Genomic DNA, 10,135 nt, shown 5'->3' with positions numbered 1-10,135 from the left:
CCCGTTTGGCCTTGGCTGCCCCCTCTTTCAGGGGTTCGAATAGTCTTGGTATGTGATCTTCGGATCATCAAAGATAGGTTTCGATGTGTCGCGGACGATGTCGGACGGCGCCTCGTCGGGCACCGGTGAAATGCTCTGCTGATAGTGGAAGAAATTGTCCGGATCGAATTTCCGCTTCACGAACAGCAACGAGCTGAAATACTCGCCCCAATATTGCCAGCGATAGTTCTTTTGCGTCCGACGGGGGTAGTTCTGATAGACCCGGTCGATGAAATAACTTTCCTCGGTCATCAGCTTCATGAAGCCGTCGAGCCAGGGTACCACCACCTCTTTTTCCTCTTCCGACAGCCAGAACACATCAACATAAAAGTTCAGCGACACATCACGGTGAATAAAGGCATTACCCTCTTTGCCCAGCGGCATTCGGTTGATCGCACCGCCATAAGGTTCGATAGCGACCGCGCCATAGTCATTGGGCGTGCTGTCGAGATAGTCCACGACGCGCTGCCACTCAGCCGCACTGAGCTGGCGCTTGATATATCCGGCCTGTTTGTCCTCGCGCGCCTGATCAGGCACAACGGGGATGTCGTACTTGTCGTCATAAAGCCACGAATTGATGTCCTGATAGGTGCCGTAGTTCTGATCGTCAGAGCCCATCTGCCCGCCGATTTCTTCGCTGAGCAACGGTTGGATAAATGCGTTGCCCTCTTCGGCCGTCCCATCATAAAGCGCCGACACCAGCAGCACTTTCTCATCGCCCTGAAAAGCAAGGAAAATATAAGCTCCGAACCGATCATCATCGCAGGTACTCATATAATTGGCCTGAAGGAACTCCAACGCCTTTGCGGCTTTGTCCAGCGGCCATGTGATATGGCAGCCCCAGACCATATACAGCGGGTGTAGCTGGTAGCGGATCTCCAACAACACACCAAAGTTGTTACCTGTTCCGCCCCGGATGGCCCAGAACAGGTCGGGGTTCGTGTTTTTGTCCGCGATCACTATGCTGCCATCCCACAACATCACGGTTACGCCCAGGACATTGTCGCAGGCCATCCCGTAGCGGCGAGAAGTAAAGCCATAACCGCCACCCATCATGAAGCCGGCGACACAGACATCCTGACAGGCCCCGCCCGGCACATGCAGGTGATAGGAATTCAACTCAGAGTTCAGCATCTTGAACGGCGTACCCGGACCGACATAAGCCATCGGCACATTGGGGTCGACGGTGACATACCGCATTTTGCTGGTGTCCAACACCATCTGGTTGTTGACCGAATACCCCGCCGTGCTGTGGCGACCAGACCGTGCCACAACCCACAAGTCGTGCTCACGCGCGAAAGCAAGGCTGGCGCGCACATCCTGAATGGTCTCGCAATAGACGATGATCTCGGGGTAGTCCTGAAAGGCCGGATTCCAGACCTGCCGGTCATTGTTGTAGTCGGGGTCGGTGGGCAGAGTGACCGTTCCGATCAGTTTCTTTTCAAACGCGCGTATCTGCTCGGGCGTGATCGAGTGATATTGCTGCAGCGCCAGATCAGTGCGGCTTTGCGCCACAATATCCTTGGCCAGAAGCGTTTTGCTGATCTTCTTCATAGGGTCTCCTCACACCAAATGAATTGGTAGCGTGGAAACGCATATCCCCACGCCACAACTATGAATTTTCGGTATCATCCCATATCTGCCGCTGTCCAAGCTGGCAGCAATGGCCCCTGTCGGTCAAGTGGTCGTTTCCAATAACGCTCGCGCCTCTTCCAGATCCGCCAGATAAGCGTTCGATTCGAAATGAGACAAAGCGGTGTTAAGTGCATCGCCCGCAGGCTTTCCATGGTCCAGCCGCCAACGTGTCAGCGCAACCGCTGCACGCAGTTCGTACAAGTGTGCCCCTTGCCGTCGCGCCGTTTCGATCGACCGTAACAGCAAAGGCTCTGGGTCGCCCCCGGTGCCGGCTACAAAACTGGCTTCGATTCGCAGCTGTTCAGCTTCGGCCCATTTCTCTTCGGTTTCAGCCAGCATTTGCGCCGCGTGCGACAATGTTTGCTTAGCCGCTTTATGATCACCCGCGTTTATAAGAAGCTCGGCAATCAGAGAGGGGAAGAAACATTTGTAGTTCCCGGCCCCGACTGCCCACCAGTCCTCTGATGCTTGGCGCAGATCATCGATATGCGCAATATCCGAGGATTCGGTCGCGTTGGCCCAGCTTTCCCACAATCGCGCGATGGTGGCCATGAATGGCAGCGAATGTTCTTCAGCAACTTTGGACAACGCTTCGACATCCTGCTGCAACGCGGGTATGTCGCGTGCCAGCAAATGAACCTTACACATATAGACCAATATCTGCGCTACACTGTGGGCGTGCTTTAATTCCTTCGCCCAGCCCAAAGCCGTGCGTTGAATCTGCAAGGCTTCTTGGTGCCGCCCCATGAGGCAATAACACGTCCCTAGGAACGCCGAAGTAATGGCGGCATGATCAGTCCCATAGACATAGGCCAACTGACTGTGTTTATCAAAATCATATAGCGACCAGGCCTGTTCGAGATGGGTTTTTGCCTTAGGCAGATTACCCAAATGCAACTGCACAGCACCCATCGCGCGATGGCCCACCATTCGGTGTTCAGTCCTGCCGCTTTCCGCCGCCAGAACAAGAATTTGCGACGATACATCTTGCGCCAACCGATATTCAGCCCGCACCAGATGGAAGGCATACAGCCCGTTAAGAACCGGAAACAGCCTGTCGGTCTCATCCGCTCGATGGCAGAGGTCTCGCAACCGCCCATACGCTTCGCCTGTGGCATCCCCTGAGATACCGCTGGTTGACCGCAGCACTCCGGCGCGCAGGATTTGAATATCAATCTCTTGCAGATCTCGATCTTTGCTTTTGGGAAGATCTGCCAGTTGATCCAGAGCTTTTGACAGATGCGTCAATGCCTCGGTTTGGGCCGAACGTTCAATCGCCCGCCGCCCGGCGCTTTGCCAATGCATCACCGCCTCATCCGCACGGTGCGCTAACGTGTAGTGCTGCGCCAGTAGCTCGGGTTGAGTCTGGGCAAGCTGCGGCTGGTTTTCAAGCAGCGCACCTGCCGCCCGGTCGTGCAGCACCTGCCGTTCCGTGCGCAGCAAGCTGTCATAAGCCATGTCGCGTATTAATGCGTGGCGGAAGATGAACTCATCTTCTGCCTCATCCGGAGCCTGCAAAATGATACCGGCAGAGGAAAGCTGTTCAAGCCCAGCCTCCAAGACCGTTGGTGACAAAATTGAGACCGAGGCCAGCAACGCGATTGAAAACTGTCGACCAAAAACAGCACCAGTTTGTGCAACCTCTTTGGCGGTTCCCAGCCGGTCCAAACGCTCCATCAGAGAATCCTTGAGCGTATTCGGCACAGAAAGCGCTGGCAGTGGACCGCGCAAGGCATAACCCTGGTCGGTCAGTCTTAGTTGTCCGGATTCCAGCAGGCCGCGCGTTACTTCCTGAACGAAAAGCGGAATGCCATCGGTTTTGGCCGCGATCAGATCGCAGACTTCGGCTGGAATAGAATTCCCTCCTGCCACTTCCGCCACGATCTCGGCAATGTCCCGGTTTTCCAGACGCTTCAGCGGCAAGTGCAACGTATTGTTATGGTGCCCCCAGCCTGGATCAAATCCGGGGCGAGCGGTAATAACAATCAAAACCGGCAAATCCCGAATGCGCTCGATCACTCGGTCGGTCAGCGACAATGTGGTCGGATCGACCCAATGGGCATCCTCAAACAACAGTAAGACAGGTTTCTCACGGGCCAACGCTGCTAGTTGCTCGGTCACTGCATCGAGTGTCTGTTCAAGTTTCGCCTGTGGCGGCAGATCAAGCGGACCTAATGAAGCGTCCGCTTCGACACTCAACAAATCGGCGATCAGGCGCATATGCGCGCGCGGATGATGTCGCAGGAGGTACGAGAGCTTCCCGAGCTTCTCGTCGTCGCTGTCGGTTGGCGTGAACCCCGCTGCGCGCTCCAAATGCTGAATGATCGGATAAAGCGCCGAGTTGGCGTGAAATGGTGAGCACTGAAAGTTGAGCCGAAGTGCGCCTTGATCCTCCAGCTCTTGGCTTAACCCCTCGATCAAACGTGATTTGCCAATTCCGGCCTCACCAGAAACCAACACAGACTGACCGGCACCCTGACAGGCCTCTCGCCACTTTTCGATTAGTTTACGAAACTCGACCTGTCGCCCGACAAGTCTCCCGGCCCCGGCATCCGGCATAATGTCAAATCTACGCTCGATCCGAGCCTGTCCTGTAACTGTCCAGGCCTGGACCTGCTCCGAAAATCCTTTCAGTGCGAATGAGCCCCGATCCTCTAACTCAAATGCATTACCAATCAATCGCCGGGTCGAAGGGCTGATGATCAGGGTATTTGGCTCGGCCAACGCCTGTAATCGAGCGGCTAGATTGGGCGTGCGCCCCATAACCACGTCATGTTCTTTCAGCCCTTCGCCGTGTATCTCGCCCACAACGACAAGACCCGTCGACACCCCGATCCGTGCGCTCAGTTTTTCCTGACCTTCGATGCGGGCCAGCTCGCCCAGAATATCCAATCCGGCATGAACAGCCCGTGACGCTGCATCTTCAAGCGCATGAGGGTAACCGAAATAGATCATCGCCCCATCGCCCATGAAGCTTGCAACATGGCCACCAAACCGAGCTACTGAGGTTGAGCAGATTTCTTTGAACCGTCGCAGCAGCTCACCCAGATCTTCCGGGTCCAGACGTTCTGACAGGGCAGTCGATCCAACGAGGTCAACAAACATGACAGTCAGTTGCCGTCGCTCGGCCACAATCTTCCCATGGCCATGAATAGGTGCCGGATTCGCCTCGCGCGCCTGACCCAAAGCTGCCGTCAGTCGGCGCCTCGGACCCAACGGTAGCCCCATATCTATCAGGTCGTGTTCAGAGAGATGTACAAGATCAGCCAGAGAGACCTCGTTGGCAGCAAACACAGGGGCGTACTTGGTCAGCCCGAGCCCTTCAAGAAATACGTCGATCTCTGCCATTATCCCCATTTGCCCCAGATTGGCTCCGGGCTCCCCTACCCGGTCAGGCTTATTGCCAGCAGCACAAAAGTCGAGCGACCTTAGCACGTTAGGCGGACAACCCTGATGGCCTCTCCGCAAGCCTAGTTCAAGCTTTTTCTTTCTTGTCCTAAACGTCAAGAGAATTGAGACTGACGTACGCGCCAAATGCACTCGTCTGCCCCAGCGAAATCATCGATTTGAGAGAGTGGCAGGGGCAGCAGGGTTCGAACCCGCGACCTACGGTTTTGGAGACCGTCGCTCTACCAACTGAGCTATACCCCTAGGCTGGGCCATCAGATATGCCAGAGGCGCAGCGGACTCAAGAGGCTTTTTTAGTTTTTACCTCCGACAAAAAAGTTGCACCCCAGGCGCAGTTGTTTAAGACAAGATTCGGCCAGTAAAAGGAGCGCAGACTTGAGCATCCGCAAGAAAATTGCCGACAGCGAAGCCGTTCTGAACTGGGTCGCGCGGCGAATTGCCAGCTATATCAGGATGGTCAATCGCAACACAAACTGGCGGCGCATAGGATACGAAGAACTAGATCAACTGGCCGAACAGGGCGAACCCGTCATCGTGGTTCTCTGGCACCAGCGTCTGGCTCAGTCACCTTACTTCTTTCCCTTGGACAAGGGCCGCATCTGCTCGATCACCTCTGCTGCCCGCGCAGGCAGTATGGTGGGCCGTGTGCAGAAGTTGTTTGGTATGGACACGATTGCGATGTCCAGCCGCAAACGCCACGTCGCCTTGTCCCGCGAGGTGCTCGGAAAAATGAAACAGGGCATCTCAATTGGAATCGCCGCCGATGGCCCCCGAGGTCCTGAACGGGTGTCTTCAACCGTACCGCTGGTGTGGGCGCGCACGTCGGGCAAACGTGTCTTTGGGATCACCTATTCCGCCAGGCACGGGCGCGAAGCAGGAACCTGGGATCGTCTGCTGATGCCCCGCCCCTGGCGCAACGAAGGCGTGTTCCTGTGCCGCGAGTGGACCGACCCAGTTCCGCGAAAGGCAACCGAAGAACAAATAGAAACACTGCGGTTAAGCCTCGAGCAGCATATGAACGACATCACTGCCGAGGCCGACCGCATGATGGGGCGGGAGCCTTGGTCCAAAGGCACTTGATAACTCTCCAACGCAAAAATGCCCAAACGGATCAGCCCGCACCCTAATATTCTCAATACATGCGAGTCATGATTTGTATCTGGCACTGACCCGTTGTGCGCTTTCTGATACGTCAGCAAGCTTGATGTCGAACCGTTTTCGCTCACGACAAAAATCACTGACATTGCAATCAACTTCGTGGTCATTTCCGCCTAGAACCGCGTCTCGCATATCCTCCAGATCCTTGCTGTGAAGGATTTGAGTTCCATAGTTGATGAATTCAAAACTAAACATGATTTCCCCCTGATCTCAGCGGTTCGCCGCTTCCGCGTTCCACGTCACTCGCTGCATTTCACAGGTGGGTTTTTAGTCTTTGATTGGGGTGAACGTCTGATTAAGAAAAGCCCCATTCGTGTTTCTCTTAATCTCGGCATTGTGGGCCTAAAATTAATTGATGAAGAATCTCCTCATTATCCCCAATGTATTCGAGGAGTTTGGTGTATCTTCAATGATCCAGAGTCCTTCTTCAGAACATATGTTCACGCCAAACTCGATCACCCCTAATTCAATTTCGCTGAAACCCACTCAATAGAATTCTGTTTGCCAAGCAAGGCATCTTGTGACCAAGAACAACCATACCAAATCTAATACAACGAGAATGCCCATGATTGAACGCATTGATACCGGCGAACGGTCCTCGAAAATCGTGAAGCACAACGGCGTGGCCTATCTGACTGGACAAGTTGCCGAGGGTGAGACGATTCAGGAGCAGGTTCAGATTTGCCTCAACAAAATAGATGCCCTGCTCGTACAGGCGGGATCGTCACGAGAAAAAATGCTGCGCGTCACGATATGGCTGGCTGATATGAAGGATTTCGTTGGTTTGAACGAGGTTTGGAACGCTTGGGTTCCAACTGGCCACGCCCCAGCACGCGCTTGTGGTGAAGCCAAACTGGCACGCCCAGAACTGAAGGTAGAATTCATAGTGGACGCTGCCTGCGACTAAATTCGCTGCAATCAAAAGGGGCCGCCCTTGTTCTTGGGTGGCCTTCTAAGTTTCGACGATGTGCCGGACTTGAGCCCGACCTACACCCTTGACCCGATGATTTCCAAAACAGCGTCGGTGCCGAGAATGCGGTCACCTTTTTTCTTTAGTCAGGAATTTGGTCGCGGCTTTGGAATTGGTGTGGAGAGATTTACATGCGAGAGAGCTTTCGCATCAGAGACAACGCCTTTGGCCGAATAATACCGAATGAGATCGCCGTAGCTTTCGAATTCTGAACCGCTGGATTGAAAGACGAGATCCGCCAGATGCATCCTCCCCCGCACACGCAAGCGTCTGGGGCGATGGTAGTGCAGCAGCCGAGTTCCCTCATCAGGTAGATCCGGGGTGTCGTTCCAGATACGACTAACTGAATTCAACGCGTCCTGACTATAACGGGCAATTGCTACTGGCAATGAAATCTGATCGAGCCAGGGTCTGCGGCCCCTCAATCCTGTCATCTTATCAATCTGTTGTGCGGTATCCAACCACAAGTCACCGAATGAACCAGTTGGAAAGAGTACCATCCCGGCATTGAAGAATGGATGTGAAACCTGTCCTAGTGGCAACTGAACCTTTGCTTCAGGTTTGGGCAGTCCAAATAACGCATAGACCTGACGCCAAACACGGGGGCGGTTTGTCCAAGCATTTCGCGTTTCCGGGCAGACCGATACTTTCTGCGGATAAGCTATCTCGGCAAACGATGTATTTTGCGTCAGAAACGTGTCGGTATCGAGAAACAGAGAAAAATCAGCGTCTCTTTCCAGAGCAGCCCCTGCTATCTTGTTTCCCGCAGGATAGCCATCGCTAAACGGATTTTCGAGCGCTCTGAGTTCAACATTGCTTGACGCCAACATTGTTCTCGTTTCCGGCTGCAACTCATCAATTCGATCAGACCGGCAATGTGCGTGCAGCGAATGATAGTCTTCGCAGAAAAGCTTGAGGGAATTGACTAACAAATGAGCCTGGACCTCAAGAGGTCCAGGCTCAACATTAAAGAAAACCGCAATTTTTTTTGTGGTTTTCTCAGGCATGAACAGCCTTACTCGATGATTTTCGACACGACGCCAGCGCCGACGGTGCGGCCGCCTTCGCGGATGGCGAAACGCAGGCCGTCTTCCATCGCGATCGGGGCGATCAGCTCGACGGTGAAGCCGACGTTGTCGCCAGGCATAACCATCTCGGTGCCAGCCGCCAGGGTCACGGTGCCGGTCACGTCAGTGGTCCGGAAGTAGAACTGCGGACGGTAGTTCGCGAAGAACGGGGTGTGACGACCGCCTTCTTCCTTGGTCAGGATGTAGGCTTCGGCTTCGAACTTGGTGTGCGGTGTCACCGAACCCGGCTTACACAGAACCTGGCCACGCTCAACGCCGTCACGGTCGATACCGCGCAGCAGGGCGCCGATGTTGTCGCCCGCTTCACCGCGGTCCAGCAGCTTGCGGAACATTTCAACACCAGTACAGGTGGTTTTCTGAGTGTCGCGGATGCCGACGATTTCGATCTCGTCGCCAACATTGATCACGCCACGCTCAACACGACCGGTCACAACGGTACCACGGCCCGAGATCGAGAACACGTCTTCGACCGGCATCAGGAACGGCTTGTCAACTTCACGCTCAGGGGTGTCAATGTAGTCATCAACAGCCGCCATCAGTTCCTTGATCTTCTCTTCGCCGATTTCCGGGTTGTTGCCTTCCATCGCGGCCAGAGCCGAACCTGCGATGATCGGAATATCGTCGCCGGGGTATTCATAGCTGGACAGCAGTTCGCGAACTTCCATCTCAACCAGTTCCAGCAGCTCTTCGTCGTCAACCTGGTCAACTTTGTTCATGAACACGACCATCTTCGGGATGCCAACCTGGCGGCCCAGCAGGATGTGCTCGCGGGTCTGCGGCATCGGGCCGTCAGCTGCGTTCACAACCAGGATCGCGCCGTCCATCTGGGCAGCACCGGTGATCATGTTCTTGACGTAGTCGGCGTGGCCGGGGCAGTCGACGTGCGCATAGTGGCGGTTGTCGGTTTCGTATTCCACGTGCGCGGTCGAGATGGTGATGCCACGTGCTTTTTCTTCCGGCGCGCCGTCAATCTGGTCATACGCTTTGAAGTCACCGAAATACTTGGTGATTGCTGCGGTCAGCGTGGTCTTGCCGTGGTCAACGTGGCCAATCGTACCAATGTTGACGTGCGGCTTATTACGCTCAAACTTTTCCTTTGCCATTCCTCAGGCGCCCTTTTGCAATTTTGGGGGACCCGTGGTCCCGCGGTTACATCTGCGCGCGCGAGATATTTGGTTCAGGGGGGAAAATCAAGCACATCCTGATGGAAAAGCCACTCAGGACGCCGGATTTTGCGTCACAACCTCGGTCTCCAGCGGCTGGATAAGGTCGGGGCGGCGATCAAACCAGCCATTGTCTTTATGTTCTTCGGCCAGCCACTCTTCGACCCGGTCGGCAACCTTCAGGGAAAGCCCGCTCATTTGCTCTTCTTTTGTGCGTTCGTGACCGGACCCTTTGAGGGCGCTACCTCCGGTCGTGTCTTCCAAAACCTGAAACTGCTTGCCTTTGGCCAGAAACTCTTTGTTTTTTACGTCATACACATTCACCAGAACGATAGCCGTGCTCTTGGGGTTGTAGATCACCGGGATACCGGGCGGGGCAAGCATGTAGCCTTCAAGGCTGATGCCAATGTCGTATTCCTGAGCGCCTTCGTAGCGGCCCAATCGAATATCTACTGCATTCTGAATTGCAGCAGTCCATTCATCGGGTGTAGCATCCCGCGAAACCGGCCCCTGCACAGCTTTGTCAGCAAAGGCATAGTTAACGCGCATTTTGAATTCACCCAGCGACTCGGGCTCTTCGTAAACTTGTGTCTGGGTACAGGCGCCCATCAGGGCCAACCCGGTGATCAGTGTCAGGATGCGCAACATGTCTCTCGTCTCGATAGGCCTGTTTT

General features: G+C 54.7%; 8 protein-coding genes and 1 tRNA gene. 2 read left to right on the top strand and 7 right to left on the bottom strand.

Annotated elements, in window-relative coordinates:
- Positions 1–27: 27 nt before the first annotated feature.
- The 3 genes from ACR0MQ_RS14210 to ACR0MQ_RS14200 form a co-directional block, all read right to left on the bottom strand.
- Positions 28–1,593: an FAD-binding oxidoreductase gene (locus ACR0MQ_RS14210; RefSeq protein ID WP_480608872.1), complete on the bottom strand. Its 1,566-nt coding sequence runs from the start codon at positions 1,591–1,593 to the stop codon at positions 28–30.
- Positions 1,594–1,716: 123 nt separating this feature from the next.
- Positions 1,717–5,022 (bottom strand): adenylate/guanylate cyclase domain-containing protein, encoded by a 3,306-nt coding sequence (locus tag ACR0MQ_RS14205; protein ID WP_480608869.1) that lies wholly within the window; start codon positions 5,020–5,022, stop codon positions 1,717–1,719.
- A gap of 227 nt (positions 5,023–5,249) precedes the next feature.
- Positions 5,250–5,325 (bottom strand) — tRNA-Trp (locus tag ACR0MQ_RS14200).
- Between the two features lie 132 nt (positions 5,326–5,457).
- On the opposite strand from ACR0MQ_RS14200, the gene ACR0MQ_RS14195 reads away from it, so the two are divergent.
- Complete coding sequence (locus ACR0MQ_RS14195) at positions 5,458–6,162, top strand: lysophospholipid acyltransferase family protein (protein WP_319546499.1); 705 nt, start codon at positions 5,458–5,460, stop codon at positions 6,160–6,162.
- Positions 6,163–6,228: 66 nt separating this feature from the next.
- Here the strand turns inward: ACR0MQ_RS14195 and ACR0MQ_RS14190 are convergent, their stop codons facing one another.
- Entirely contained in the window at positions 6,229–6,435 is a 207-nt protein-coding gene (locus tag ACR0MQ_RS14190) for a hypothetical protein (protein ID WP_010443359.1), read from the bottom strand.
- Positions 6,436–6,805: 370 nt separating this feature from the next.
- Between ACR0MQ_RS14190 and ACR0MQ_RS14185 the strand changes: the two genes are divergently transcribed.
- A complete protein-coding gene (locus ACR0MQ_RS14185; RefSeq protein ID WP_480608866.1) occupies positions 6,806–7,147 on the top strand; it encodes a RidA family protein in 342 nt (113 codons plus the stop codon).
- 149 nt (positions 7,148–7,296) lie between these two features.
- Here the strand turns inward: ACR0MQ_RS14185 and ACR0MQ_RS14180 are convergent, their stop codons facing one another.
- The 3 genes from ACR0MQ_RS14180 to ACR0MQ_RS14170 form a co-directional block, all read right to left on the bottom strand.
- Entirely contained in the window at positions 7,297–8,217 is a 921-nt protein-coding gene (locus tag ACR0MQ_RS14180) for a hypothetical protein (RefSeq protein ID WP_480608863.1), read from the bottom strand.
- Positions 8,218–8,225: 8 nt separating this feature from the next.
- Positions 8,226–9,401, bottom strand: coding sequence for an elongation factor Tu (gene tuf / locus ACR0MQ_RS14175; protein WP_010441214.1), 1,176 nt, complete (start codon positions 9,399–9,401; stop codon positions 8,226–8,228).
- 114 nt (positions 9,402–9,515) lie between these two features.
- Positions 9,516–10,109 (bottom strand): hypothetical protein, encoded by a 594-nt coding sequence (locus ACR0MQ_RS14170; RefSeq protein WP_170475890.1) that lies wholly within the window; start codon positions 10,107–10,109, stop codon positions 9,516–9,518.
- Positions 10,110–10,135 lie beyond the last annotated feature (26 nt).

Source organism: Ruegeria sp. AN6 (assembly GCF_056540425.1).
This window is presented reverse-complemented; position numbering and strand designations above follow the sequence as displayed.